21 protein-coding genes are annotated in these 25340 nt (G+C 73.4%); 12 read left to right on the forward strand and 9 right to left on the reverse strand.

Translation table 11 applies throughout. The features are described 5' to 3' along the window. Positions 1 to 7: 7 nt before the first annotated feature. Positions 8 to 1828 carry a glycoside hydrolase family 3 protein gene (locus tag AC5L34_RS25735; RefSeq protein ID WP_494827319.1) on the reverse strand — a complete coding sequence of 607 codons (1821 nt, stop codon included), beginning with the start codon at positions 1826 to 1828 and terminating at the stop codon, positions 8 to 10. Positions 1829 to 2078: 250 nt separating this feature from the next. On the opposite strand from AC5L34_RS25735, the gene AC5L34_RS25740 reads away from it, so the two are divergent. The 3 genes from AC5L34_RS25740 to AC5L34_RS25750 all read left to right on the forward strand — a co-directional run bounded on the left by AC5L34_RS25740 (position 2079) and on the right by AC5L34_RS25750 (position 4099). After that, a complete protein-coding gene (locus AC5L34_RS25740; RefSeq protein ID WP_357977888.1) occupies positions 2079 to 2618 on the forward strand; it encodes an RNA polymerase sigma factor in 540 nt (179 codons plus the stop codon). After that, the gene (locus AC5L34_RS25745; protein WP_494827321.1) at positions 2611 to 3372 is read left to right on the forward strand and encodes a hypothetical protein; all 762 of its coding nucleotides are present in this window, start codon (positions 2611 to 2613) and stop codon (positions 3370 to 3372) included. Before AC5L34_RS25740 ends, AC5L34_RS25745 begins: the two co-directional genes overlap by 8 nt. Before the next feature lie 202 nt (positions 3373 to 3574). Continuing rightward, complete coding sequence (locus tag AC5L34_RS25750) at positions 3575 to 4099, forward strand: hypothetical protein (RefSeq protein WP_441177381.1); 525 nt, start codon at positions 3575 to 3577, stop codon at positions 4097 to 4099. A gap of 57 nt (positions 4100 to 4156) precedes the next feature. Here the strand turns inward: AC5L34_RS25750 and AC5L34_RS25755 are convergent, their stop codons facing one another. Beyond that, entirely contained in the window at positions 4157 to 5206 is a 1050-nt protein-coding gene (locus tag AC5L34_RS25755; RefSeq protein ID WP_494827323.1) for a zinc-dependent alcohol dehydrogenase family protein, read from the reverse strand. Positions 5207 to 5364: 158 nt separating this feature from the next. Next, entirely contained in the window at positions 5365 to 6309 is a 945-nt protein-coding gene (locus tag AC5L34_RS25760; protein ID WP_441177383.1) for an alpha/beta fold hydrolase, read from the reverse strand. 422 nt (positions 6310 to 6731) lie between these two features. Here AC5L34_RS25760 and AC5L34_RS25765 point away from each other — a divergent pair, with 422 nt between their 5' ends. Further along, positions 6732 to 8237 carry an aminopeptidase P family protein gene (locus AC5L34_RS25765; protein WP_494827325.1) on the forward strand — a complete coding sequence of 502 codons (1506 nt, stop codon included), beginning with the start codon at positions 6732 to 6734 and terminating at the stop codon, positions 8235 to 8237. Positions 8238 to 8311: 74 nt separating this feature from the next. Here the strand turns inward: AC5L34_RS25765 and AC5L34_RS25770 are convergent, their stop codons facing one another. After that, positions 8312 to 9694 carry a hypothetical protein gene (locus AC5L34_RS25770; protein WP_494827327.1) on the reverse strand — a complete coding sequence of 461 codons (1383 nt, stop codon included), beginning with the start codon at positions 9692 to 9694 and terminating at the stop codon, positions 8312 to 8314. A 979-nt stretch (positions 9695 to 10673) separates the two neighbouring features. On the opposite strand from AC5L34_RS25770, the gene AC5L34_RS25775 reads away from it, so the two are divergent. From AC5L34_RS25775 to AC5L34_RS25800, 6 genes are all read left to right on the forward strand, one after another. Next, entirely contained in the window at positions 10674 to 11603 is a 930-nt protein-coding gene (locus tag AC5L34_RS25775) for an acetaldehyde dehydrogenase (acetylating) (RefSeq protein ID WP_494827329.1), read from the forward strand. Beyond that, positions 11600 to 12610 carry a 4-hydroxy-2-oxovalerate aldolase gene (gene dmpG / locus AC5L34_RS25780; RefSeq protein ID WP_363904065.1) on the forward strand — a complete coding sequence of 337 codons (1011 nt, stop codon included), beginning with the start codon at positions 11600 to 11602 and terminating at the stop codon, positions 12608 to 12610. The genes AC5L34_RS25775 and dmpG overlap by 4 nt, the downstream gene beginning before the upstream one ends. 101 nt (positions 12611 to 12711) lie before the next feature. Continuing rightward, entirely contained in the window at positions 12712 to 13518 is an 807-nt protein-coding gene (locus AC5L34_RS25785; protein ID WP_494827359.1) for a cupin-like domain-containing protein, read from the forward strand. After that, positions 13518 to 14771: an 8-amino-7-oxononanoate synthase family protein gene (locus tag AC5L34_RS25790; protein WP_441177387.1), complete on the forward strand. Its 1254-nt coding sequence runs from the start codon at positions 13518 to 13520 to the stop codon at positions 14769 to 14771. The genes AC5L34_RS25785 and AC5L34_RS25790 overlap by 1 nt, the downstream gene beginning before the upstream one ends. Beyond that, the gene (locus AC5L34_RS25795) at positions 14768 to 15637 is read left to right on the forward strand and encodes an HpcH/HpaI aldolase/citrate lyase family protein (RefSeq protein ID WP_441177388.1); all 870 of its coding nucleotides are present in this window, start codon (positions 14768 to 14770) and stop codon (positions 15635 to 15637) included. The genes AC5L34_RS25790 and AC5L34_RS25795 overlap by 4 nt, the downstream gene beginning before the upstream one ends. Then, a complete protein-coding gene (locus tag AC5L34_RS25800; protein ID WP_494827332.1) occupies positions 15634 to 16596 on the forward strand; it encodes an ornithine cyclodeaminase family protein in 963 nt (320 codons plus the stop codon). The genes AC5L34_RS25795 and AC5L34_RS25800 overlap by 4 nt, the downstream gene beginning before the upstream one ends. Before the next feature lies 1 nt (position 16597). On the opposite strand, the gene AC5L34_RS25805 is transcribed toward AC5L34_RS25800, so the two are convergent. After that, a complete protein-coding gene (locus AC5L34_RS25805; protein WP_441177390.1) occupies positions 16598 to 17092 on the reverse strand; it encodes a MaoC family dehydratase in 495 nt (164 codons plus the stop codon). A gap of 154 nt (positions 17093 to 17246) precedes the next feature. Between AC5L34_RS25805 and AC5L34_RS25810 the strand changes: the two genes are divergently transcribed. Beyond that, the gene (locus AC5L34_RS25810) at positions 17247 to 18611 is read left to right on the forward strand and encodes a hypothetical protein (protein WP_494827334.1); all 1365 of its coding nucleotides are present in this window, start codon (positions 17247 to 17249) and stop codon (positions 18609 to 18611) included. A gap of 171 nt (positions 18612 to 18782) precedes the next feature. Next, the gene (locus AC5L34_RS25815) at positions 18783 to 20354 is read left to right on the forward strand and encodes an amino acid adenylation domain-containing protein (RefSeq protein ID WP_494827336.1); all 1572 of its coding nucleotides are present in this window, start codon (positions 18783 to 18785) and stop codon (positions 20352 to 20354) included. Positions 20355 to 20467: 113 nt separating this feature from the next. Here the strand turns inward: AC5L34_RS25815 and AC5L34_RS25820 are convergent, their stop codons facing one another. Genes AC5L34_RS25820 through AC5L34_RS25835 form a run of 4 tightly spaced genes read right to left on the reverse strand, consistent with a single transcriptional unit; the run spans position 20468 to position 25320 of the window. Further along, complete coding sequence (locus AC5L34_RS25820) at positions 20468 to 21709, reverse strand: acyl-CoA dehydrogenase family protein (protein WP_494827338.1); 1242 nt, start codon at positions 21707 to 21709, stop codon at positions 20468 to 20470. Continuing rightward, on the reverse strand, positions 21710 to 22612 hold the full coding sequence (locus tag AC5L34_RS25825) for a phytanoyl-CoA dioxygenase family protein (RefSeq protein ID WP_441177394.1): 903 nt from the start codon (positions 22610 to 22612) through the stop codon (positions 21710 to 21712). 13 nt (positions 22613 to 22625) lie between these two features. Continuing rightward, positions 22626 to 24152, reverse strand: coding sequence for an aldehyde dehydrogenase family protein (locus AC5L34_RS25830; RefSeq protein ID WP_494827340.1), 1527 nt, complete (start codon positions 24150 to 24152; stop codon positions 22626 to 22628). Next, on the reverse strand, positions 24139 to 25320 hold the full coding sequence (locus AC5L34_RS25835; RefSeq protein ID WP_494827341.1) for an aminotransferase class I/II-fold pyridoxal phosphate-dependent enzyme: 1182 nt from the start codon (positions 25318 to 25320) through the stop codon (positions 24139 to 24141). Before AC5L34_RS25835 ends, AC5L34_RS25830 begins: the two co-directional genes overlap by 14 nt. Positions 25321 to 25340: the final 20 nt, after the last annotated feature.

The following is a 25340-nucleotide window of genomic DNA, read 5'->3' on the forward strand; positions in this document are numbered from 1 at the left end:
TTGCCTCCTACCAGCTCGTGCCGTGGCCGTAGGGGTGCAGCACGGTGCCCGAGCCGTCGGCCGTGGCGATGGTGACGGGCAGCCGGCCACGGGGGGAAAGCTCGCCGTGCAGCGCGCGGACGAGGGCGTCCATCGCGGCCCGCGTGTACGAGTAGGTCGCCAGGTAGGTGCTCACGCCCGGCAGGTACGCGATGTCGTAGGGATCCCGGACCGCGACCACCACCACGGGCCTGCCCGCGCCGAGCAGGGCGGCGACCAGCCGCTGCTGGGTGCCGCGTGGATCGGTGACGACGGTGTCCCACGCCTTGTTGGTCAGCACGACGGTGAGATCGTGCTCGGCGGCCAGGGTGGCCGTCTCGGTGATCACCTTGTCCGACGGCAGGGTCGCGGGGCGGGCGGTCACCCGGGCGTCCCGGGCCGTGAATCCGCCGGCCACGGTCTCCACCGGCGCGAAGGCGGCGCTGTTCCAGCCCGTGACCAGCACCGAGCGCCGCCCGGGGCGAAGCGGGAGCAGCCCGGCGTCGTTGCGCACGGCGGTGAGGGTCGGGTCGGTGACCCGCGCCACGGCGGCGAGGTGCGCGGGCGCCCCGACCGTGCGTACGGCCTGCTCGACGTCGACCAGGGGTGAACGGGCCAGGCCCTGCCGGTACTTCAGCGCGAGGATGCGCCGGACCGACTCGTCGATGCGCCGCTCGGTCAGCTCGCCGGTGGCGACGGCCCGCAGCACCGCGTCCCGCGCCAGCCGCAGGTCCGGCGGCATCAGGAGCTGGTCGGCGCCGGCCTTGAGCGCCAGCACGGGCACCCGGTCGTCGCCGTACTTGCGCCGCACGGCGGCCATGTTCAGCGCGTCGGTGACGACGACTCCCCGGAAGCCGAGTTCGCCGCGCAGTACGCCGGTGAGGATCGTCGGGGACAGCGTGGCCGGGTCGCCGGAGGGATCGAGCGCGGGTACCACGATGTGCGCCGTCATGATCGATTCGACGCCCGCGTCGATGGCCCGCCGGAACGGTGGCGCGTCGATGCGGTCCCACTCCTGGCGGGTGTGGTCGATGACGGGCAGGTCGGTGTGGCTGTCGGTGGCCGTGTCGCCGTGCCCGGGGAAGTGCTTCGCCACCGCCGTCGCGCCGGCGCCGTCCTGGAACCCGGCGACCTGGGCGGCGGTCAGGTCGGCCACCAGGGTGGGGTCGGCGCCGAAGGAGCGTACGCCGATCACCGGGTTGCCGGGGTCGACGTTGACGTCGGCGATCGGCGCGTACGGCTGGTGGATGCCGACCGCGCGCAGCTCGCGCCCGGTGATCTCCGCGGCCTCGCGTGCGGCCCGCGGCGAGCGCCCGGCCCCCAGGGCCATCGACCCGGGGAACTGCGCGGCGGGGGCGGGCATCCGCAGCACCACGCCCTGCTCCTGGTCGGTGGAGATGAGCAGGGGTACGCGGCCCTTCGTGCCGTCGCCGACGGCGGCCCGCTGCAGTCCGTTGGAGAGGGTCGCGATCTGGCGCGGGCTGTCCAGGTTGTGCGACCACGAGAAGTAGCAGACGCCGCCGAGGTGGAACTGGTCGACGACCTCCGCCGGCGTCTCGACGCCGAACGCCGCGCGGTTGGCGGCGCGGTCGGCGGCCGTGGGCTCGGTGGCGTCACCGCCGTAGACGTAGGTGGCGAAGAGCTGACCGACCTTCTGCGGCAGGCTCATGTGCCGCAGGGTCGAGGTGACCCAGCCGTGCTCGCCGCCGGGCGGACGCTCGGGTGTGGGGGAGGCCTGGACGGGCGGCGGGGCGAGGGTGGTCGACAGGGTGGCCACCAGGGCGGTCGCGGTAACGAGTTGGGCCTTCATCGACGACGACCTCTCAGTCCGGATGGCTGAAACTTAGCTACGCATCGATGAATCGTCAAGAAGGTTTGCTACAGGGCGTCGGGGGCCGACGCCGTCCGTCGGAAGAACCGGCGGGGTGCGGACGGGGCCCGGCATCATCGGGCCGATGACGTCCGGCAGCGTGCGGAACCGGTCGCCGAGGCGGAACCCGAAGGGCGCGGGCGGTGTCATGAAGGCGTCCCCACCGGAGGTATCCCTGAACGACGAAGACTTGGTCACCCGCGCCCGGGCGGGCGACCTGACGGCGTACGAGCTCCTGGTCGCCCGGCACAGCACCGCCGCACACCGCACGGCGGTGCTGCTCGGCGCGGGTCCGGACGCGGAGGACGTCATCCAGGAGGCGTTCGTGAAGGGCCATCGCAAGATCTCCCGCTACCGGGGCGAGTCGTCGTTCCGGGCCTGGCTGTTGGCGATCGTGGCCAACGAGACCCGCAACCTGCACCGGTCGCGCAGCCGGCGCGACGGTCTCGCCCTGCGCGCGGCCGCGGCGGACCCACGTACGGACGTCGGCGAGGACGCCGCCGTCGAGACCGTCCTCGCCGGGGAGCGGCGCGCCGCGTTGGTCCGGGCCCTGCGCCTGCTGCCGGTCAAGGACCGCGAGGTGATCGTGTGCCGGTTCTTCCTCGATCTGAGCGAGGACGAGACCGTGGCGATGCTGGGCTGGCCGCGCGGCACGGTGAAGTCGCGCACCTCCCGGGCGCTGGCGAAGCTTCGCGGCCTGCTCGACGTCGCGGAGGTGCGCCGTGGATGACCTCGAACGCGAACTGAGGGACCTGTCCGCCTGGCTCCAGACGCCCGAGCCGCCGGACGTGACCGCCCGGGTGCGCGCCCGCATCGCCGCGCCCGGACCGAGGCGACGCCCGTGGCGCGACCTGCTCGCCGCGCCCGTGCCGAGGCGACGTCGGTGGCGCCACCTGCTCGCCGGGGCGCTCGCCGTCGCGGTCGTGGCGATGCTGCCGCCGGGCCGCGCCGCCGTCGCCGACGCCGCCGCCGGGCTGCTGCGCTTCGCCGGCATCACCGTCGCCGCCAGCCCCGAGCCGACGCCTCCCACGGGCGCCGCCTCGCCACTGCCGGCGCAGCGGCCCGTACCCGTGGCCGAGGCGCAGCGCGGGGTGCGCTTTCCCCTCCGTACGCCGAAGGTGCTGGGCCCGCCCGAGCGGGTGCTGGTCGCCGACCCGGACGGCGAGGGCTTCCACCGCGTGGCGACGCTGCTCTACCGTGCGGGCGCGCTGCGCCTCGACGCCTTCGACGGCCGTCTCGACCTGGTCTTCCACAAGGAGACCACCGCGCCGGGAGCCAGCTGGGTGCAGGTCAACGGCGACTTCGCCGTCTGGATCGACGCCCCGCACGCCGTGTCCTACGTGGACCGCGACGGCACCGTCCGGGTCCAGACCGCGCGTCTCGCCGCGTCGACCCTGATCTGGCAGGAGGCCGGCGTCAGCTACCGGCTCGAAGGCGACCTCACCAGGCCCGAGGCGCTCGAGATCGCCCGCTCGCTGGGTTAGGGCGCGTTTCAGAAGTGGTGCCGGCCGTCGAGGAGCCGGCGCAGCGGTCACGGTTCATGAAACGGACCGTAGGAGTAATCGTGCCGGTGCCGGCCCGGGTGCGGACCCGGCGCGCCGATCCCGTGGCCCGCCCGGGGGAACCTCGGGGAGCCGGCCGGTGTCCTGACTGTGCACGCACGAGTGGGACGTCGGGAGGCATGGGATGGGTGCAGGACGCGGGGTGTCGCTGGCATTGGTGCTGCTGTTGGCGGGGTGTACGACGGCGGGGCGGCCGGCCGCGCCGGCCGCCTCCCCGGACCGCGCGGCGCCGACGGGCGCGGCGTCGGCTGCGCCCCCCGGCTGCGGCTCGCGGGTGGAGACGGGGCCGCTGCCCGACTGGGCGGACGCCGGGTTCAGCGGGAGCACCCGGATGCCGCACGTCTTCGGCGCTAGCGGCGGGATCGTCGCGATCCTGTTCGGACACCCGCTTACGAGGGCCAGGAGGAACGGGACGAACAACAAGATCCTCTGGGTCGCCCGCCCCACCACGACACCCCCCGCCGTGGCCCCGGCGGATCCCCTGCGGATCACCGCCACCCTGGACGGCACCGGAATCCGGGTGACGCGGGAGGTCGCCGGCGGCCCGGGCCCGTCGATCGTGGACATGCCGCAGGCCGGCTGCTGGCACCTCGAACTGCGTTGGTCGGGGCGCTCCGACGTGATGGACCTCGTCTACGAGGACGGCTGACCCCGGCGGGTCGGCCCGGGGCGGGGCAGCGCACCCGCCCGCCGGGCCGCCGCCCGGTCACCGGGGTTCGACGAGGCACATCCCGCCGGGCGCGGGGCGGTCCATCGTGGCCAACGCCTGCGGCACCTCCGCGAGGCCGATGGTGCGGGTGATCAGCTCGGCGGGGCGCAGCACACCGGCGGTGACCAGCCGGAGCAGCTCCGGATAGGCGTGCGCGGGCATGCCGTGACTGCCCCGCAGCTCCAGCTCGTGGGCGATCACCCGATCCATCGGCAGGGCCGGGCGGCCCTGGGCGGCGGGCAGGAGCCCGACCTGCACGTGTCGCCCGCGCCGCCGCAGGCTCTCGATCGAGGCGGCGCAGGTGGCGTGGCTTCCGAGCGCGTCGAGGGACAGGTGGGCCCCGCCGCCGGTCGCCTCGCGGACCGCCGCCGCGACCGCGCCGGGCCCGGTCAGGGCGGCGCCGTCCACGCACACCGACGCCCCGAAGCCCGCGGCCAGTTCGAGCGCGCCGGGGGCGACGTCGACCGCCACCACCCGGGCCCCGCAGGCCACCGCGATCATCACGGCGGAGAGCCCCACCCCGCCGCAGCCGTGCACCGCGACCCACTCGCCGGCCGCGACCCGCCCCTGGCCGACCACGGCCCGGAAGGCCGTGGCGAAGCGGCACCCGAGCGCCGCCGCGGCCGGGTAGTCCAGCTCGTCCGGCAGCCGGACGAGGTTGACGTCGGCGTCGTGCACCGCCACGTACCGGGCGAACGAGCCCCAGTGGGTGAAGCCCGGCTGCGTCTGCCGCTCGCAGACCTGCTGGTCGCCGGCGAGGCAGGCCGGGCACCGCCCGCATGCGCAGACGAAGGGCGCGGTGACCCGGTCGCCGGGCCGCCATCCGCGTACGCCGGCACCGACCGCCGCGACGACGCCGGCGAACTCGTGGCCGGGGACGTGTGGCAGACGGATGTCGGGGTCGTGTCCCTGCCAGCCGTGCCAGTCGCTGCGGCACAACCCCGTCGCCTCGACGCGCACGACCGCGCCCCCGGGCGGCGGCACCGGCTCCGGGACGTCGCGGACCTCGGGGCGGGCACCGAACTCGTCGAAGATGACGGCACGCATGCGCCGCATCCTCACACGTCACGACCCGCGGGCGCGACGCCGCGGGCGGGCGGACCGCAACGCGGAGCACGGCGGGAAAGCGACCGGGGCGGGCGGCGTCGCCACCGCCCGCCCCGGGTCGTCCTCGCCGTGACGCGGTACGCGTGGACGGGCTCCGGTCAGGGGGCGCAGCCGGTGAGCTCGGGGCTGGCCGGGGTGCCGGTGGCGGGTCCGAAGAACAGCAACGCGCAGGCGCTGAAGAAGGCGGGGTTCTCCTCGGGGATCCAGTGGCCGGTGTCGGGGGCGACGACGGTACGGACGTCGGCGGCCACCTGCTGGTAGGAGGCGGCGACGGCCGGCCCGAAGACGGCCTGGGCCCCCATGGCCAGCACGGGCATGGTCAGGCGCTTCGCCTGCGCCTGGGCCTGGTTGTCGGCGGCGTCGGCCTTCAGCGCCCGGTAGTACTCGTATCCCGCCGTCCGCTTCGCCGGGTCGGAATACGCGCGGTAGTAGACGCTGCGGTCGATCGCCTCCGGATGCTGCGTGCGGTCGAAGAGCATTCCGAGATAGGTCGGGACGTCCTCGTTGTCCATGATGCGCTCGGGGATGGGCGCGGGTGAGGCGTTGAAGAGGAAGTGCCAGCTGACGCCGTAGAAGTTCTCCAGCCCGAAGCCCGGCAGCGGGCTTTCGACGACGCCGATCCGGGTGACCTCCGTGGGAAAGTCGCGGGCGTAGTTGTAGGCGACCATCGCACCGAGGTCGTGACCGATCAGGGCCACCCGGGTGAAGCCGAGCTGGTTGACCGCCTGGCGGATCCGCCGCGCCGTGGTCGCCTTGTCGTAGCCGCCGGCCGGGACGGTGGAGGCACCCAGCCCGGGCAGGTCGAACGTGATCACGGTGTGCTGCCGGGCGAGGGTGGGCAGCACCTCGTGCCACGCCCACGACGTCTGCGGCCACCCGTGCAGCAGCACCAGCGGCGAGCCGCTGCCGGTCATGGTGTAGCGCAGGGTCGCGCCGTCGACCGTGACGTTGCCCTGGCGTACGGCCTGCACGCCCACTGTCGCCGGGGCGGCGGGCTCCGGGGCGGGTGCGACGGCGGCAGCCCCGGCGCCGGCCCCGCCCACGAGCGCCACACCGAGGGCCGCCGCGACGGCGATCCGCCCGAGGCGACGACGCGAACCACGGCCGGGATCCTGTTCTGTGGCAGAACTCGACGCAGACAAATTCATGGCACTTCGCTTTCCGTGAGTTGGCGACCAGATCGGACGGTCGGATCATCAAACAAAGCGGAAACGGCGGCTTTCACCAGCGCGCCTGGGAGGCCGATCGAACGGCTGCGGAAAGGTTACAACGGATGTCAAGGCGTCGATCGATTGTGGCGTTCCGGCAAAATGCCTCGGCCCGCGCCGCCGACACAAACGTCGATACCCGCCCCCGCCCGCGACACGCCGCGGTGGCGACCGTGCCGGCGGGGCACGTCCGGGGGAGCGGTGAAGGGTTACGGCGGCTTTGCCGACGCTTCGCGGCGCGTGGCAGGATATCGACCATGACAAGCGACGAGCAGGTGAAAGCCAGCCACCGCAACACCCCGACGAGCGACGAATTTCGCGCTTTCATCGCCTCCGGTTGGGCCAGTCCGGATGCGGCTCCTGTCCCGCGCGCGGAGGTCGCCGACCACGCGGCCCGTCGCCGGGCGGCCTTGTCACGGCGGTTCCCGGGCGAGCGCCTCATCATCCCCGCCGGCGGCCTCAAGGTGCGCAGCAACGACACCGACTACACCTTCCGTCCGCACACGGCCTTCGCCTGGCTGACCGGCCTCGGGTTCGACACCGAGCCCGACAGCGTCCTGGTGCTGGACCCGAAGCCCGACGGCCACGAGGCCATCCTGTTCTTCCGGCCGCTGGCCCCGCGCGACAGCGAGGAGTTCTTCGCCGACTCCCGGTTCGGCGAGTTCTGGGTCGGGCCCCGCCCCAGCATGCGCGAGCTGGAGCAGCGGCTCGGCCTCGGCACCCGGCACATCGACTCGCTCCCGGACGTCCTGGCCAAGGACGCCGGCGCGACCGTGGTGCGGGTCGTGCGGGGGGCCGACGGCGAGCTGGCCCGGCTCGTCGACGAGACCCGGGCCCAGGCGGAGACGCCCGCGTCGGTCACGCAGCAGCACGAGGCGGACGAGGAGCTGGCCCGCCACCTGTCGGGGATGCGACTGTGCAAGGACGAGTGGGAGGTGGGCGAGATGCGCAAGGCGATCGCCGCCACCCACCGGGGCTTCGAGGCGATCATCGCCGGGCTGCCCGAGGCCGTCGGCAAGGAGCGCGGTGAGCGGTGGGTCGAGGGCCTCTTCGGCCTGTACGCCCGCCACGACGGCAACGGGATCGGCTACGAGACGATCTGTGCCTCCGGCGACCACGCCAACACGATCCACTGGACGAAGAACACCGGGCCGGTCCGCGAGGGCGACCTCATCCTGGTGGACGCCGGCGTCGAGGTCGACTCCCTCTACACGGCCGACATCACGCGTACCCTGCCGGTGACCGGCCGCTTCACCGACGTGCAGCGCAAGATCTACGAAGCGGTCCTGGAGGCGCAGGAGGCCGGCCTGGCGGCGGTGAAGCCGGGCAACAAGTTCAGCGACATCCACGCCGCCGCGAACGTGGTCATCGCCCGACGGCTGCACGAGTGGGGCCTGCTGCCGCAGGGGGTGACCCTGGAGCAGACCCTGGACCGCGAGCGGGGCGGCTGGCACCGGCGCTGGATGGTCCACGGCACGTCCCACCACCTCGGCATGGACGTGCACGACTGCCAGATGCTGCTGCGTCAGGACTACATGGACGGCGAGCTGAAGCCCGGGATGATCCTCACCGTCGAGCCCGGCCTCTACTTCAAGGCCGACGACCTGCTGGCGCCGGAGGAGTTCCGCGGCATCGGCGTGCGTATCGAGGACAACGTGCTGGTCACCGAGGACGGTCACGAGAACCTGTCGGCGGCCATGCCGCGTACCGCCGACGACGTCGAGGCCTGGATCGCCCGGGTGCGCTCAGGCGCGACTGCCTGAGCCACCGCGCACTGCCGGCCGGCACGCGCGGGCGCCGAGCGCCCGCGCGTGCCGGCCTTTCGTACCAGGAGCGCTCAGCCGCCGTGGAAGGTGCAGCCGATCCGCGCGCCGTCGGCCATGCTGACCACGCCGACGCCCGGATCGGTGCTGCCGCGCACGAGGCAGCCGGCGTATCCGTCCTCGTCGACGATGTCCCGGTCAGCCAGGTAGACCCCCCAGTTGAGGTAGAGCTCCCGCACCCCGCCGGCGCCGTCGGGGAACGGTTCGGCGGCGGGCCGGACCCGGCGTTGCAGCACGAACGGGCCGTCGACCGCGGCGTCGAGCCGGGCCCGCCACTCGTGGTCGCTCACCGTCCAGCCGGCCAGCACGCCGTTGCCGCCGTGCAGCAGCGTCGGCTTGAGGATCAGCTCGTCCCGCCGGGCCCGGGCGTACGCGAGCAGGTCGACCTCGGCCCCCTCGGGATCGGTGCCGCGCGGGCGTACGTGCCGGGTCCACGGCAGGAGCCGGTCGAGGCAGGCCTGCTCGTCGGCGTCGAACAGGCCCCGGTGCCGGTCGTCGGAGAGCATGGCCAGGGTGCCCTTGTTGCCGTACAACTCGGCGTCCAGGCGGCTGAGCAGGCCGACCTTCTCCTGCTCCACGGCGACCAGCAGCGGCTCCACCTGGACTGTCACCGCCGGGTCGGCCAGGTCCTCGGGCAGGAAGTACCGCAGCACCACGTCGACGGCGCGGCCCGCCACCGTGGGCCGGCCCTGCGGGTACGTGAACTGGCCGAGGTGGCAGCCGATCGCCTCGATCCCGTGCCCGGTGAGCATCTCGGCGAGCACCTCGAGCCGGCTCCCGACGATCGGGAAGTTCTCGATCGTGTCGACCACGGCGACGACGGGCGGCCGGTCGGCGGGGATCACCGCGGCGCACTCGGCGTACATCGTCCGCACGATGCAGCCCAGCGTGTCCCGGTACTCCAGCCGGTGCGCGTCGGCGAACTGCCGCAGCGGCGGGTACGCCAGCATCGCCCGGTTGATGTCGGCGCTCTCGAAGCCGCCGAGCGCGCTGGTGATGTTGAACTCGAGCAGACGGAAGCCGGCGCCGTCGTGGTAGAGGTCGGCGCGGCCCAGCGGGACCAGCGAGCCGGCACGGGCGCCGCGTGTGATCAGCGCCGTCTGGCGCGGATCCATCCCGACGGCCCGCGCCAGCGCGGTGAGGTCGCCGTCGAACACCCGCTCCGGCAGGGCGCGCAGCAGGTCGTAGACCGTGCGCAGGTCCCGGGCGACGGCTCGGCTCTCGGCCGCACCGAGGAAGGCGGGGCCACTCATGAACCGGTCCCGGTAGGGCTCGAGGGTGGCCGATTCCCGGGCGGCGGCGGTCGGGTCCTCCGCCGACGCGTGGCGGGCGAGGTGCTCGACGTACGCGCGGCCCAGGGGTGACCTGTCCACTGCGGGCGGCCGGGTGGTCGTCATGGTGTGTCCTCTCGGGGCGGGTGGTGCGTCCGGTTCCGCTCGGGCGGCGGTGCGGCGGTGACGGGCATCAGCCGCGGATCGGGCTCCGCCGACGGCGTGGGTCGACGTTGACTCGGGTGCCCTTCGCATCCGCCGATCCACCGCCGCCGACAATCGGGCGGACCGTCCGGAAATGCCGGCAGGTGGTGCTGACGAAGATGGTCGCAAATGGTCGTGGCGGAGTCGACGCCGCAGTGCCGCCGATGCGGCCACGGGCGCTTGCGCGACCACCGGGGACGGTGCCGGTCGCGAAAAGAGCAGGATGGACGAACTGCCCGAAGCCGCACCGAAGCGCCGTGCCGCGACGGGTCGGCATTGCGGCACCCGCTATCGGGAAAGGGATCTGTGACGATCAGCACTCCAGCGTGGACTGTCGCGAGAGTGACCCATCAGTCAGGTCCACGCGGCGTGACCATCTGATAGCTTCGATGCCGGCGGATCGCTGCGGCTGACGGGAGTCGCAGAGGCCCCATTGTTTGTCGTGCATGTAGACGGGGGCTTCTTCGGTTATTACGTCGAGACTTCTGAGATCAAGCTATATGTCCGGTTGTTGCTCGACGACGCGACAGTTCCGGCCCGACGGAAACCGCCGAACGACTCCCGGTCACGAGGCGTGCCGACACACTCCGGCCTATTCGTCTGCCGACGACCCACCGACTGCGACGCCGCGAGGCCGTCCCGCGCCGCGGTGGCGTCGCGCGGGCCGACCGGGCGTGCGGGCCCGGGGCCGACCCGCCGCGACGGCACCGGGACGCCGGCCCCACGCACCCGGTCACGTGCCGCCGGCGCGAGGTTCCGCCGGGCCGGCGCACATCGACATGGTGAGGACGACGCACATGAGAACCTACGACCCGGGCACCGCGAGCCCCGCGACCCGCACCCGCCGCGCCCCCGCCCGGCGGCCGCGGACCGGCTGGCTCCGGCGCCCTGGAGGCACGCCTTGAGTCTCGCACCGGACGTGACCGACGCCGATGTCGGCGTCGTCGAGCCCGCCACCGTCGCCGTCGTCGGCACCGGGGCGATCGGCCAGGACCTGATCAGCAAGATCCACCGATCCCCGCTGCTCGACTGCCGCCTGGTGGCCGGGCGCAACCCGGCCTCGGCGGGCCTGCGGCACGCCGAGCGGTTCGGCTACCCCGTCACAGCCGCCGGGATCGACGCCGTACTGGCGGCGGAGACCGCGTTCGACGTGGTGTTCGACGCCACCAACGCGGCCTCCCACCTGCGCCACTGGTCGCTGCTGGAGCCGCTGGGCACGCTGGTGGTCGACCTGACGCCCAGCCGGGTGGGCCAGATGGTGGTGCCGACCGTGACCGGGGTGGAAGCGACGGCCGGGCGCAACGTCAACCTCATCAGCTGCGGCGGCCAGGCGTCCATCCCGATCGCGCACGCGCTCGCGGCCCGCTTCCCGGTGAGCTACATCGAGGTCGTCTCGACGGTGGCCAGCGACGTCGCCGGCCGCGGCACGCGGTTGAACCTCGACGAGTACGTGGCGACCACCCGGCACGCCGTCACGACGTTCTCGGGCGTGCCCGACGTCAAGGCGATCCTCAACATCAGCCCGGCGGTGCCCCCGGCGACCTTCCGGACGGCCGTGCACGCGCGGATCCCCGGCGCCGACGTCGAAGCGGTGCGCGCGGCGGTGGAACCGGTGGCCGAGCAGGTGCGCTCGTTCGCCCCCGGCTACGTCGTGACCGCCTGCACCGTGGTCGACGACCGGGTGACGGTCGCCCTCCAGGTCACCGCCCACAGCGACGTCCTGCCCCGGTACGCCGGCAACCTCGACATCATCAACTCGGCCGCCATCCTGGTCGCCGAGCAGCACGCGGCCCGGCGGGGCCGGGCGGCCCGGACGGAGGCGCTCCGATGAGCGACGTCGTGATCCACGACCCGACGCTGCGCGACGGCCAGCACGCCGTACGCCACCAACTCGGGGCCGTCGCCCTGCGCCGGTACGCGGAGGCGGCGGACGCGGCGCGCATCCCGGTGGTGGAGGTCGGCCACGGCAACGGTCTGGGCGCGTCGTCGTTGCAGGTCGGGCAAGCCGCGGTGAGCGACGACGAGATGCTCTCGACGGTCCGCGAGGCGCTGCGACACAGCCGGATGGGCGTGTTCATGCTGCCGGGCTGGGGCACCTCCGACGACCTGCGGCGCGCGATCGGCCACGGCGCCGACGTCGTACGCATCGGTGTGCACGCCACCGAGACGTCGCTCGCCGAGCGGCACCTCGACGTCCTACGCGAAGCCGGCGCCGAGGCGCACTGCGTGCTGATGATGAGCCACATGGCGTCCCCGGGCGAGCTGGCCGAGCACGCCGCGCGGGCCGTCGGCTACGGCGCGCAGGCGGTCGGGATCATGGACTCGGCGGGTCACTTCCTGCCTGCCGACGTCACCGAGCGGATCGGTGCGATCGCCGCGGCGGTCGACACGCCGGTGATCTTCCACGGCCACGACAACCTCGGCATGGCCGTGGCCAACTCGGTGGCCGCGGCGCAGGCCGGCGCCGGGATCATCGACGGTTGCGCGCGGGGCTTCGGGGCCGGGGCGGGCAACACCCAGCTCGAGGTGCTCGTGCCGGTGCTGGAGCGCAGCGGCTTCGCCACGGGCATCGACCTGTACGCGCTCCTCGACGCCGCCGACCTGGCGGAGCGCGAACTCATGCCCGCGCCTCCGGTGACCGCCTCGATGTCCATCGTGAGTGGTCTGGCCGGGGTGTTCTCCGGGTTCAAGCACCGGGTGGTCGAGCTGTCCGGCCGCGCCGGCGTCGACGCGCGCGACGTGTTCTTCGAGCTCGGCCGGCGGCAGGCCATCGCCGGCCAGGAGGACCTGATCGTCGACGTGGTGGCGGAGTTGAGCGCGCGCAGGGCCACCACGTGACCGGCCGCGCACCGCGGCCCTCAGCAGCGAGGAAAGGCGACATGGGAGTTTCGGACGCAGTGTCCAGTGCGAACGGGTCGGCGGGTGTGCCCGTGGCCCGCATGACGTTCGACGAGTTCATGGCCGTGGGCCCCGGCGGCCTGTTCAAGGCCGACGTGCCCGTGGTGATCGCGCTGCCGCCCGACGTGCAGGGGCTCGGCCGCGACGGCGTGGCGAGCCGGCTGGCCGAGATGACCGTCACCCTGTTCACCGAGCCGGGCGACAAGAACCACCCGGGGCGCTGGGAGACCCGCGACATCAAGCTGCGCGACTTCTTCGCCGACGAGCGCCACGTCACCACCGCGGGCACGTGGCACCGGGTGGTGTCGAACATCCGCAACAGCCCGGCGGACGTGAACGCCGTCATCGGCTTCGACGCGGAGAAGTTCTTCGGCTACGGCGACTCGCTGTACGCGGCGAACCTGTGGATCAGCCACCGCGGCGTGTTCACCAAGAACCACTTCGACGAGTTCGAGAACTTCAACATCGCGCTGGAGGGCCGCAAGCGTTTCATCATCGCCCCGCCCGGCTCCCGTGAGTACTACCCGCGCTCCGTGCTGCGCGGGTTCGGGGACAAGTCCCAGGTGTTCGACCTGGACAACGTCGACCTGGCGCGTTTCCCGCGGCTGGCGCCCAAGCTCGCCCAGCGTCGCGACTTCGTCCTCGAACCGGGTCACATGCTCTACCTGCCGCTCGGCTGGTGGCACCAGGCCGAGTCGCTGGACGAAATGAACATCAACGTCAATTTCTGGCTGAAGTCGAAGAAGATCCTCCGCAGGCCGCACGCGCTCGGCGTCGCGCTCTACACGTACGCCTACCGGAGGGTCAAGGGTGTCTACAGCTACAAGCCCACCGAGGTGAACTCCTGATGAGCGAGCGCAAGACCATCACCCCCACCCACCGCTACCGCAACAACGACAAGCTCATCGGTGTGGGGAACACCTTCTGGAACATGTCCGAGGAGCACGGGGTCGCCGGCATCGTCGGCGACCTCTCCGACGGCGTGTTCCGGATGGCCGACGGCCACGAGTTCGTCAACTTCACCGTCTGCTCCTACCTGGACCTGGACACCCACCCGAAGGTGATCGACGGGGCCGTCGCCGCGCTGCGCCGCTTCGGGGTGCTGGACCACTGCATCCCGCGTACCCGGGTGCAGACGTCGGTGCTGCTGGAGCTGGAGGAGTCGCTGGGCGAGCTGTTCGACGCGATGGTGATCAGCGCGATCTCCACGGCGGCGGCCAGCACCGGCCTGCTGCCGCTGATCGCGTCGGGGCACCTCGGCAACGGCACCCGCCCGCTGATGGTCTTCGACAAGAACGCGCACGTCTCGATGGCCAACGCCAAGCCGAACTGCGCCGACGAGACCGAGGTCGTCACCTGCCGGCACCACGACCTCGACTACCTCGAGGACATGTGCCGCACCTACGAGCGCGTCTGCTACGTCGTGGACGGCTCGGACAGCCTCGGCGGCTACGCGCCCGTCGAGGAGCTGGCCGTGTTGCAGGACAAGTACAACATGCTGGTCTTCTACGACGACTCGCACTCGCTGTCGGCGTACGGCGAGCGCGGCATCGGCTACGTCCGCTCGCACTGCCCGGTGCGCGACGACCGGACCATCACCGTCGCGACCCTGAGCAAGGGCTTCGGGGCGGGCGGCACGGCCATCCTGCTCGACGGCTTCCCGCAGGAGACGCGGCGCATCGTCGAGCGCTTCGCGGGGCCGCTGGGCTACTCGCAGAAGATGAACGCCGCCGCGGTGGGTGCCGCGCTCGCCTCGGCCGAGATCCACCGCACCGAGGAGCTGACCCGGTTGCAGGGGCGGCTGCGGTCCAACATCGCGCTGTTCGACTCGCTGCTCGCCACCGAGCAGTCCGGCAGCACGTACCCGATCCGGGTGGTGCCGATGAGCGACGAGACCGTCGTCGAGGCGGCCCAGCGGGTCTTCGCGGCCGGGTTCTACACCTCGCCCGTGTTCTTCCCGATCGTCGCCCGCGGCACCGCCGGCCTGCGGGTCATGCTGCGCGCGGGCCAGACCGAGGAACAGATCACCAGGCTGTGCTCCGTGCTCGTCGAGGCGGGCGCCCGCCCGGCCGCCGCGCGGCCCGAGCCGGTGACCCCGTGACCGGCGCCGCGCGGGCCATTCCGCGCAGCATCCTCTACACCCCGGCGCTGTCGCTGGACCGGGTCGTCAAGGCGTGGTCCTACGACGCGGACGTGCACCTGATCGACCTGGAGGACTCCGTACCGGCGGCCGAGAAGCCGGCCGCCCGCACTGTCTGCCGGGCCGCCCTGGAGAAGGCACCCCGGCCGGAGAACGTCGCGGTCCGCATCAACCAGCTGGGCAGCGTCGCGGCGGTGCAGGACCTGGTGGCCCTCACGGAGTCCCCGGTGCGACCCGGCATCGTCATGATGACGATGGTGACGTCGGCGGCCGAGGTGGCCCTGGTGCGTCAGATCCTGGCCTCCGCCGGGGCGCATCCGGACATCTACGTGACGGTGGAGACCGTGGAGGCGGTCGCGGAGATCGACGCGATCGCCGGGGCCAGTGACGGGCTGGTCCTCGGCTCGGCCGATCTGGCCGCGACGCTCGGGGTCGAGATCACCTGGGAGGCGATGCTCGCCGCCCGGCAGGCGATGGCGCTGGCCTGCGCGCGGCACGGCACCGCCTGCATCGACACCGCCAACTTTCGGCTCGCCGAGCCGGCCGTCCTGGCGCAGGAGACCGCCCGGGTGCGGGCGCTCGGCTTCCACGGCAAGGCGACGGTGCATCCGGGCGAGCTCGACGAGATCAACCGGGTGCTGCGTCCCCAGGCCGACGACCTGCGCCTGGCCCGCAGGGTGGCCGAGGCCGTACGGGCGGCCAACGGCGGGATCGCCGTGCTGGACGGCAACATGGTCGGCCCGCCGTTCGCCCGGATGGCCCGCGCCACCGTGGCGCGCGAGGACGCCTGGGCCGCCCGCTTCGACACCGGCGGGGCCGCCGGATGACCGGGCCGGTGACGGTCGACGCCGCGCAGATGGCGGGCACGTCCCAGCTGGTGCGGGTGATCGACGCCCTCGGCGAGATGTTCGTGGACCTGGCGGCCGGCCGGACCGACTCCCCGGCACGTACCGTCATCGAACACGGCCCTCAGCGGGTCCTGCTGGTCAGCCCGGCGGTCTGGGAGCGGCGTGGGGTGGGCAGCGTCAAGATCACCACGCTGACCCCCGACAACCCCGCACGCGGTCTGCCGCTGATCCACGGGGTCGTCGCCCTGACCGACCTGACCACCGGGCAGATCACGGCCCTGCTGGACGGCGCCGAGCTGACCGCCGTCCGCACCGGTGCGGTCGCCGCCCTGGCGACCCGCTGGTGCGCCGCCGAGGACGCCGAGGACCTCGCCGTCATCGGCGCGGGGGTGCAGGCGCGGGCCCTGGTGCGCGCGGTGGCGGCGGTGCGCCGGATCCGCAGCGTACGGGTGTTCTCGCGCACCCGGCAGCGGGCCGAGCAGTTCGCCGACTGGGTCCGCGACGCGGTGCCCCACCCGGTGCACGCGAGCGTCTGCGACAGCGCCAAGGCCGCCGTCGCCGACGCGGCGATCATCTGCACGGCGACGTCCACCAGCGACAACACTCCGCTGGTCGAGGCGGACTGGGTGGCGCCCGGGGCGCACGTCAACGTCATCGGCGGCACCCACCCGGACGCGATCGAACTCGACCCGGCCCTCCTGGCCGACGCCCTGGCGGTCGTCGAGGACCGGAGCGCGGCGCTGGAGGGCGCCGGCGAGGTGCGGGCCGCCCTGGCCGCCGGTCTGATCGGCGTGGACGACCTGCACGAGCTGGGCACGGTGGTCGGTGGCGGGGTCCGCGCCGACGGGCGGACCTCCGTCCTGCGTACGGTCGGGATGGCCATCGAGGACACCGCCGCCGCCGTGGCGCTGCACGAGGGGGCGACGCCCGTGGCGTAGGTCAGGAGGCGCTCTCCCGGCAGCGGACCATGAAGGAACGCTCGAAGACGATGACCGTCTCGCCGGTGGACTTCGTGCCCGTCGTCTCCACCGTGACGATGCCCTGACCGGGCCGGGAGCGGCTCAGGCGCTTGTCGAGGATGCGGCTGGTGGCGTACAACGTGTCCCCGACGAACACCGGCTCGCGCAGGCGGACCCTGTCCCAACCGAGGTTCGCCACCGCCCGCGCCGACAGGGCCTGCACGGTCATGCCGCCGACCAGGCACAGGGTGATCCCGCTGTTGACGAGCACCCGCCCGTACTCGCTGCCGGCGCCGTAGTGCTCGTCGAAGTGCAGCGGGTGCTGGTTCATGGTGAGCAGGGTCAGCCAGGTGTTGTCGGTCTCGGAGATGGTGCGGCCCGGCCAGTGCCGGATCACCATGCCGGGCTCGAAGTCCTCGTAGTCCCCGCCGTGCTCCTCGCGGTACTCGTTGCCCTGCACATGACGCAGTGTCATCGACAGCTCTCCCCGTGTCGGGTGTGGACGAACCGGCGCCGGTCCCCGTCAGAGGTGAATGTTAGTCTATGTCGATCTTCGTTTCGGAAGACACCGGCCCGCGGCGAGCACGTTCCCGGCGGTCGGCCCGACGTACGACTGCGGGGAGCGTCAGATGACCGTGCGCGAGGACGTCCGTGGTGCGGCGTCGACCGGACACCCCTGGTTCGGCTCCCACCAGCTCAGGCCGGCCGCGCCGGCGGAGACGATCCGCGAGATGCTGCGTCACGAGCTGCGCGACACGGGCTGGCCCTACCAGCGGCTGCTGCCCGCGGCGCCCATCGCCGTCCCGCGTAAGTCGTACGCCCAGCTCTTCCAGGTGGCCGCCGCGCTGGTCGGCCTGCTCCGCCGCACCGCCCTGGAGACGGCCCCCACCACCGAGGGCCGGCTGGCGGCCTACCGCATGCCGCAGAGCGAGCACCAGCTCTTCGTCCGGGACCCGTTCGTCGAGGAGCGCTACCCGGACTCCGTCGTCCGGCCGGACGTCGTCATCGGACCGCAGGGGCCGCAGTTCCTGGAGTTCAACGTCAGCGGCGCGCTCGGCGGCGTGGTGGAGACGCACTGCCGCCTCGAGGTGTGGCGCAGGCTGCACGCCGACGCCGAGGGCCGGACCCCGTTCACCTCCCCGGACCCGTTCGCCGTACGCGCGGACATGTACCGGTCGCTCAGCGCCGAGCTGGCGGCGGCGCCACGGATCGCCATCGTCGGCAGCGCCCGGGTCTACGGCGTGCGGTCGCGCTACTTCCAGCTTGAGGCCGACTACCTCAACAACCACGGCCTGACCGCGCGGTTCTTCGAGCCGGAGGAACTGCCGCAGGCGTGGGACTGCCCGCCCCACCTGCGCTATCCGGTCGGGCTGCGCAACTTCACCATCCCGGACTGGCTCGACGCCGGCCTCGACACCAGCTACGTGCAGGACGCGCTCGACAACGGCTGCCTGCTCGTGGGCACCCAGACGTCGACCTTCATGCACAGCAAGCTCACCATGGGGCTGCTGTCGGAGGGCCGGCCGTGGATGAGCGCCGCCGAGCGCCGCCTCGTCGACCAGTACGTGCCGTGGACGCGGATCCTCTCGGACCGCAGGACCGCCCGCGCGGGCCGCGAGGTCGAGCTGCTCCCGTTCGTCCTAGCCAACCGCGACCTGCTGGTGCTCAAGGCGGGCCTTGGCGAGAGCGGCAAGCAGGTGGTCATCGGCGGCGAGGTCGACCAGGCGACGTGGGAGTCGGCGGTCACCGAGGCCGCCGCCGACGGCACCAGCGTGGTGCAGGACTTCGTGGTGCCCCGCACGTGCCGGGTCGCGTTGGTCGCCGACGGCGCCGACGAACCGCACGACGCCGAGGTCGCCCCGGTGATCGGGCCGCTGCTGTTCGGCGGGCGCCCGGCGGGCCTGTTCTGTCGCTACTACGGCGACGGCTCCGCCGGCATCGTCAGTGCCCGGGGCCGCGAGAGCAGCTCCGACAACTGCATGGTGGCGGTCTGATCCACAGGGGCCGGTCGTCGGTCGAGGGGCCGCGACGATAGGGGTTCGCGCGCCGGATGAGGTGTTGTCGCGACCCGGCCCCCGTGTCACGATCGCTGCCACCGGATGCCCGTGCCGTGCGACCCGACGGTCGTACGGGCGCCCTGCCGCCGTCGAAGGAAGGGACCTGCCATGCCTGCCGATGCCGAGGTGTCCGCGCGGCCGGCCGGGTGGGACCCCGACCGGGCGGTACCCGCGCTGATCTGGGACGCCACGGGACGGGCGGGTGACCGGACGGCCGTCGTCGGCGCGGACGCGACACTGACCTACGCGCAGCTGCGGCACGCCGTCGCCGGCCTCGCCGACGTGTTGCGTGGCCACGGCGTGGCGGCCCCGGTGGCCGTCCTGGCGCCGCGCGGCGCGGCCCAACTGGTGGCGTGCCTGGCGGCGTTGCACGCCGGGGCCGGCTACGCCTGCGTGGAGGCCAACCAGCCCCCGGCCCGGATCGAGAGCCAGCTGCGCGGTTGCGGGGCAGCCGTCGTGGTGACGGATCGCGACGACCCGCCGGTGCCCGGGCAGGTGGTGCTCCCCGTGGACCTGACCGGCTGGATCGCCGCCGGGGCGGCGGCGGAGCACGCCGGGGCGCTGCGCGGTCCGCTGCCGGTGGCCGCCGACCAGCTCGCCTACACCGTGTTCACCTCCGGCTCCACCGGCGTACCCAAGGTCGTCGAGATCCCGCACGCGGCCCTGGCCAACTACGCGGCCTTCGTGGCCCGGCTGGCCGCCGCGCAGCGCGACCACGGCGGGCAGCTGCGCTTCGCCTCGGTGACCAGCCTCGCGACGGATCTCGGCCACACGGCGGTCTTCCCGGCCCTCGTCGGCGGCGACACCGTCCACCTGGTGCCGACGGAGACCGCGACGGATCCCGACGACTTCGCCGACTACCAGGACGAGCACGGCATCGACGTCCTGAAGATCACCCCGTCGCACCTGGCGGCGCTGCTCGACGAGGCGCAGGAGCGGGTCCTGCCCCGCCGCCTGCTGGTCGTCGGCGGCGAGGTGTGCCGCTGGGAGTTGGTGGACCAGGTCCGCGAGCTGTCGGACGTGCGGATGGTCAACCACTACGGCCCGACCGAGACCACCGTCGGCGCGCTCACCTTCGAGGTGCCGACCGACCCGGCCGCGCGACCGGGCACCGCCACCGTGCCGATCGGCCGGCCGATCGACAACGTTCGCGTCGCCGTCGTCGACGACGACCTGCGCCCGGTCGCCCCGGGCGTCGAGGGGGAGCTGCTGATCTTCGGGGCGGGGCTCGCCCGCGGCTACCGCGACGACACCGCGCTGACCGACCAGCAGTTCCCGACCGGGCATCCCGACGGCCGGTGCTACCGCACGGGCGACCTGGTGACCCGGCACGCCGACGGTCTGGTGGAGTTCCACGGCCGCCGGGACGGCCAGGTCAAGATCCGGGGCCACCGCGTCGAGCTGGGCGAGGTGGAACAGGCGGTACGCCGCTGCGCCGGGGTGCGCCGGGCGGCGGTGGTGCCGGTCGGCGGGGCCGCCGGGCGCCTGGTGGCGTACGTCGTGCCCAGCGAGCCGCCCGGGCCCACCGCCCGCGAGCTGCGCGACCAGCTCCGCGAGACGCTGCCCGACTACCTGCTGCCCGGCGCCGTGGTGTGCCTCGACGAGCTGCCCCGTACGCCGAGCGGGAAGCTGGACGTGCGGGCGTTGCCGGCGCCCGGCAGGCCCGGCGCGCGCCCGTAGCTGTCGACCCGGCCGCCTCGCCCCGCCCTCGTACCCCCGGGGCGCGGGAAGCCGACCACCAGCCCCGGGCGCACGTCACCAGCGCCCGCGGCGGCGGCCCGCGTCCGTCGGCCTCAGTCGGCGAACGGGTCGAGCCCGAGCACGACCCTCCCGATGAACGGGTAGCCGTCCAGCGACCCGAACGGCTGCATGAAGCCGCCCGCGCGGGCGTCGCGGTAGAGCCGGGACAGGGGGTGCCGGCTGCTGAAGGACGCCCCGCCGCAGATCGTCATGGCCCGGTCGACCGTGCTCACCGCCGTCCGGTTCGCGTGCAGCTTCGCAAGCTGCCAACCGCGTACGACGTCCCGGACGGCGCCCTCGGACCGCTGCGCCGGGTCGGCGGCGAACAGGGCGTCCACGAGGCGACCGGAGCGCTCCAGCACGCCCCGGGTGGCCGCCAGGTCGAGCTCCATCGTGGCGATCTCCCGCTGCACGGACGGGTGGTGCGCCGGCGCCGTGCGCCCGGGCTGCCGGGGGGCCCTGGTGGCGTGCTCGACGGCGAGTTGCCAGGCCGCCTCGGCGATGCCGAGCGAGGCGCCCAGCAGGGGAAAGTTGATCGCGCAGGAGCGGACCAGGTCCTCCGACGTCGGCGGACCGAACGGTCCGCCGATCGTGACGCGGTCGGCGGGGACGACGCAGTCCTCCAGCAGGATCGAGTGGCTGCCGGAGCCCCGCATGCCCATCGCGTCCCAGTCGCCGAGCACGGTCAGCCCGGGCGTACCGGCCAGGATGACGGCCTCGGCGTGCCGCCAGCCGCCCTCGGGGTCGGCGACCCGGACCGCGACGTTGAACGAGTCCGCGACGGCCGAGTTGGTGACGAACGTCTTGCGCCCGGTGATGACGTACTCGTCGCCCTTGCGGACGGCCTCGGTGAGCGCGGCGTTCCAGGACGCGCCAGGCTCGGTGGAGGCGCCGGCCATGATCAGGTCGGAGCCGCCCAACGCCTCCAGGATCGCGTCGAGCTGCTCCGCCCGGGCCCGGTCGCCGGCCGCCTCCGCCCGCTCCCACCGGCGGACCTGGGCCCACACCGAGGCCATGTGCATGTTCGCGCAGATGGCGGTCGACCCGCAGCCCCGGGCCAGCCGGGAGACGGCCACCAGCACGTCGTGCAGGGAGTCGACCCCCAGCCCGCCGTGGCGGGTCGGGGCGCACGCGGCGAGGACCCCGCTGTCGCGCAGGTCGGCGAAGTTGTCGGCGACGAACGTGTTGTCCCGGTCGTGCCGGGCCGCGCGTTCGGTGAGGGTGTCGAGGTGCCCCTCGGCGAGGGCCACCAGCTCCCGGCCGGCGGCGGTCGTGGCGGTGAGTTCCCCGAACACCTACAGCATCCTCAGGATGGAGAGGAACTCCTCGGCCCGCTCGGCGTGGGGCTGCTGCGGGCCGTCGAACCGGGCGCCGGTCTCCGTCGGCACCGGCGTCGGCAGCACCCTCGGGAACAGCGGGCCACCGATGGGATCACCGGGCCGCAGGCCGTGGTCCCACAGCAGCGGCAGGACGGCGTGCTGCGGCTGGAAGGTGACGCCGTCGCCCACCCACCGGGAGACGAACGCCCGGCGCTGCCGCTCGGGCCCGGTGCCGGTGGCGCCGTGCAGGGCGGCCGGGTGGAACAGGACGATGTCGCCGGGCGTCAGGTCCCAGCTCAGGACGTCCTGGTCGGCGACGTCGGGCACCGCCTCGAGTTCCTCCCGCCGCCCGAGGTGGGTGGCGCCCGGGGTGATCGGCACGTAGCGCCGGTTCCAGCGGTGCGAGCCGCGTACCACCTGGAGCGCGGCGGTGTCGGGAGTGCACGGGTCGAGGGGGATCCACATCGCGCACACCTGGTCGCCGGCGATGGGCCAGGAGCTGACGTCCTCGTGGAACGGCGTCGGCGCGCCCGACCCGGCCGGCTTGGCGAAGATCTGGTCGTAGAAGGCGGTGATCGCGGTGGAGCCGAACAGCTGTTGGGCGATGCGCGCGGCGGGGGAGAAGAACATGAAGTCGCGGAAGCCGTCGTGGGTCTTCCACATGAAGGCGTCGCCGGCGAAACCGCCGCCTCCCAGCAGCGCGGTGGCCTGCGCCAGCACGGTCGGGTTGGCGAGCAGGTACTCCACGCCTTCGGTGATCCGGCCGAGCCACTTCTCGTCGATCATGCCGGACAGCCGGACCACGCCGTCGGTGTGGAAGGCGTCGATCTCGGCGGGGGTCAGGTCACGCGGCGGTGCCTCGGGAGGGCTGATGTCCATGTGTGGTCCTCGGTCAGGGAAGACGTCGCCAGTGGGCGCCGAAGAGGGTCTCCTCGTCGGGCAGGCTGGGCGGCAGGGGATGGGAGACGTAGGTGTAGTTGAGGAAGTCGCGCCAGGTCACGTTCTCCGACCGGGAGCAGCCGCCCCAGCTGCCACTGGCGATGACCTGGGTGAACGCCATGCCGTTGTCGAAGCTGCCGCTGTTGCCCACGGCGGTCGACTGGTTGACCATGACCCGTCCGGCGCGCGCCCGCTCGGCGAGCCGGACGACCCGGTCGGGGCGTTCGGTGTGGATGCCGCAGCTGTGGCCCTGTCCGATCCGGGCCAGCAGCGTCTCCACCGCGACCAGCGCGTCGTCGAAGTCGGTGAACGTCGTCACGGTGAAGACCGGCGCCAGCTTCTCGCCGAGCATCGGGTCGTCGAGCGCCGGGACGCCGCCGGGGGCCAGAGGAGGCAGCTCGGCCACCAGGGCGGTGGTCTTGGTCGGCTCGGCCAGGTCGATCCCGGCGGCGGCGGCGAGCGCCGCGGCGGGCCGCCCGACCGCGTCGCGGTTGAGCTGCCGCCCGTCCGGCCAGAGCAGCGTACGCAGCCGCGCCGTCTCGGCCGGGTCGCACAGGTGGGCGCCCTGCCGGGCCAGCTGGTCGCGGAAGGCGGCGGCGATCCCGGCGTCCACCAGCACGTTGCTCTCCGACGAGCAGGAGGTGCCGTTGTTGAAGCTGCCGCCGAGCACGATCAGCTCCGCCGCGGCGGCGACGTCCGCCGAGGCGTCCACGATCACCGCCGGGTTGCCGACGCCCGCGCTGATCGCCGGGGTGCCGCTGCGGTACGCCCGGCGTACGGTGCCGGGGCCGCCGGCGGCGATCACCAGGTCGGCGGCGGCCATCAGGGCCTCGGTGGTCTGCCGGTCGGTGACCGGCAGGCACTGGACGAGGTCGGGCGGGGCACCCACCGACGCCAGGCTCTGACGCAGCAGGTCGACGGTGCGGGCCGCGGAGTGCCGGGCCCGGGGGTTGGGGGTGATGACCACCGCGTTGCGGGTCTTGAGCATCGGCAGGGCGTTGCCGACCACCCCGGAGCAGGGCGCCGTGGCGGGACTGGCCACCGCGATCACCCCGATCGGCTTGGCCAGCTTGCGCAGGCCCCGCTCCGGCAGGTCCTCGACGATCCCGGTGGTGACGACCCCGTGCAGGTCACGCAGCGTGCCGAGGACCCGGCGCCGGTAGAGCGTGAACAGGTGCTCCGGGTCGCCGAGACCGGTCTCCCGGTAGGCGAGGTCGGCCAGCGACCGGGCGGTGTCCTCCTGGTAGGCGGCCCAGCCGGCGGCCGCGACCAGGTCGTCGATGCGCTCCTGCGGCCAGAACTCGACCTCCGCCTGGGCCCGCCGGGCGCGGGCCATGGTGGCGTCGATGTCGGGCGCGGCCTCCCCGGTGGACGACGCCGCACCGGACGCCGGCCCCTCCTGGCGGATCGCGGCCGGCCCGCCCGGCGGGGCGGTCAGCGTCGCGGCGGCGTCGGCCGCGTCGAGGTCAGCGCTGGACATCGGCGTGCTCCCGGTTCGAGGGGCGTGCCGAGCGCAGTCGACCGATGGTCTCCTCCAGCATCTCGTCGGTCACGGTGAGGGAGAGCCGCAGGTAACCGGGGGCACCCATCACCGAGGCCGGCAGCACCAGGAGGCCGTGCTCCTCCAGCAGGGCGGCGTGCGTCCAGTCGTCCGCGTCCGGCACCCGGGCCAGCAGGTAGAACGTCCCCTCGCTGGGTTGGACCTCGTACCCGGCCTCGCGTAGGGCGTCGACCAGCAGGTCACGACGCTGCTCGATCGGCTTGACCTGCACGGCGTGCTGTTCCAGCTCGGGCAGGGCGAACAGCAGCGAGTTGTTCGGGAACGCCCAGCCGGTGGTCAGGCGCGCCACGGTCAGCGCCCGACGCAGCACCGCCGGGTCGGGCGTGGTCGGCGGGATCGCCACGTAGCCGACGCGCTCGCCGGGCAGCAGCAGCGTCTTGGTGTAGGTGTGCACCAGGAAGGTGTACGGGTAGTGCGTCGCCGGGCTGGGACACGGCTGACCGCCGAACACGATGCGCCGGTACGCCTCGTCGGACAGCAGGTAGATCGGCCGGCCGTTGTGGGCGGACGCCTCCCGCAGCACCTCGGCGAGGGCGGCGAACTCGTCGTCGGTGTAGACCGCGCCCGTCGGGTTGTTCGGGCTGTTGACGATGACGGCGCTGGTGCGGGGGGTGATCGCCGCCGCGACGAGGTCCGCGTCGAGCCGCCAGGAGCCCGGCGTCAGGGCCACCGGACGGGGGACCGCCCCGACCGAGGCGATGATCGGCTCGTAGTAGAACCAGGCGGGGTCGAGGTAGATCACCTCGTCGCCGGGGTCGCAGACGCTGCGCAGGCAGATGGTCAGCCCGGCGAACGCCCCGTTGGTCAGGGCGACGTCGTCGGCGGTGAACGGCAGGCCGAGCTCCCGGCTGAGGGTGGCCGCCACCGACTCCTGGGCCGGCGGATGGTCGCGGGTGTAGGCGAACCAGTCGGTGTGCTGCGGGCTCAGGTGCCGTTGCAGGACCTCGACCAGGGCCGGCGCGGGAAACTCGTGCGGGTCGCCGAAGGCGAGGTCGATCACGCCCGGGCCGCCGCGCAGCCGCGTGTAGGACGACTGCTCGAGGTAGGCCCCCAACCGCCGGCCGTACGCGTCGGTCGCGTCGGTCATCTGCCGACTTATCCGGTGCT

Source organism: Micromonospora sp. ZG13 (assembly GCF_059359355.1).

Excerpts from the sequence above, each read along its gene's own strand:
- AC5L34_RS25770 (WP_494827327.1), bottom strand. The coding sequence starts at position 9,694 with ATGACGACCACCCGGCCGCCCGCAGTGGACAGGTCACCCCTGGGCCGC.
- AC5L34_RS25735 (WP_494827319.1), bottom strand. The coding sequence starts at position 1,828 with ATGAAGGCCCAACTCGTTACCGCGACCGCCCTGGTGGCCACCCTGTCG.
- AC5L34_RS25765 (WP_494827325.1), top strand. The coding sequence starts at position 6,732 with ATGACAAGCGACGAGCAGGTGAAAGCCAGCCACCGCAACACCCCGACG.
- AC5L34_RS25815 (WP_494827336.1), top strand. The coding sequence starts at position 18,783 with ATGCCTGCCGATGCCGAGGTGTCCGCGCGGCCGGCCGGGTGGGACCCC.
- AC5L34_RS25790 (WP_441177387.1), top strand. The coding sequence starts at position 13,518 with ATGAGCGAGCGCAAGACCATCACCCCCACCCACCGCTACCGCAACAAC.
- AC5L34_RS25755 (WP_494827323.1), bottom strand. The coding sequence starts at position 5,206 with ATGCGTGCCGTCATCTTCGACGAGTTCGGTGCCCGCCCCGAGGTCCGC.
- AC5L34_RS25830 (WP_494827340.1), bottom strand. The coding sequence starts at position 24,152 with ATGTCCAGCGCTGACCTCGACGCGGCCGACGCCGCCGCGACGCTGACC.
- AC5L34_RS25805 (WP_441177390.1), bottom strand. The coding sequence starts at position 17,092 with ATGACACTGCGTCATGTGCAGGGCAACGAGTACCGCGAGGAGCACGGC.
- AC5L34_RS25825 (WP_441177394.1), bottom strand. The coding sequence starts at position 22,612 with ATGGACATCAGCCCTCCCGAGGCACCGCCGCGTGACCTGACCCCCGCC.
- AC5L34_RS25835 (WP_494827341.1), bottom strand. The coding sequence starts at position 25,320 with ATGACCGACGCGACCGACGCGTACGGCCGGCGGTTGGGGGCCTACCTC.
- dmpG (WP_363904065.1), top strand. The coding sequence starts at position 11,600 with ATGAGCGACGTCGTGATCCACGACCCGACGCTGCGCGACGGCCAGCAC.
- AC5L34_RS25800 (WP_494827332.1), top strand. The coding sequence starts at position 15,634 with ATGACCGGGCCGGTGACGGTCGACGCCGCGCAGATGGCGGGCACGTCC.
- AC5L34_RS25810 (WP_494827334.1), top strand. The coding sequence starts at position 17,247 with ATGACCGTGCGCGAGGACGTCCGTGGTGCGGCGTCGACCGGACACCCC.
- AC5L34_RS25785 (WP_494827359.1), top strand. The coding sequence starts at position 12,712 with ATGACGTTCGACGAGTTCATGGCCGTGGGCCCCGGCGGCCTGTTCAAG.
- AC5L34_RS25750 (WP_441177381.1), top strand. The coding sequence starts at position 3,575 with ATGGGTGCAGGACGCGGGGTGTCGCTGGCATTGGTGCTGCTGTTGGCG.